The following is a 404-nucleotide window of genomic DNA, read 5'->3' on the forward strand; positions in this document are numbered from 1 at the left end:
TCTGTCACGTCGGTAAACCAATGTCTGTCGGGAATAATTGCATAGAAATTGCGCTTGATTAAGTCTGGCTTGATTTTGCCTTGAACGCCGTAATAGCTGCTGTATTTGCGTTTCTTGCGGATTGAGATGGCGAATAAGCCCATCTTTTGCATGAGCCTCTGCACCTTCTTATGGTTGATCTCATAGCCCTCCCGGCGAAGTTGTCCATAGATTCGCCGGTACCCATAGCGCTGGCTGTGTTCAAGAAAGATCTCTTTGATTCTATCCATCAGTTTCTGGTTACCAGAATCCTTATCAAGCTTATGGGTTTGGTAGTAGTAGTTACTTCTTGAGATATGTGGCAATCCAGGATTGGCATTGATAACGTCAATAATGTACTTAACGCTAAGCCGCAATTCTTGCCC

General features: G+C 44.3%; 1 protein-coding gene. It reads right to left on the reverse strand.

The genetic code is table 11. The features are described from left to right. Positions 1-404 (reverse strand): IS3 family transposase (locus ACLUXO_RS10255; RefSeq protein WP_412137455.1); only part of this gene is annotated, 404 nt, incomplete at both ends.

Source organism: Lactobacillus delbrueckii subsp. bulgaricus, assembly GCF_046938665.1.
GTDB lineage: Bacteria > Bacillota > Bacilli > Lactobacillales > Lactobacillaceae > Lactobacillus > Lactobacillus delbrueckii_C.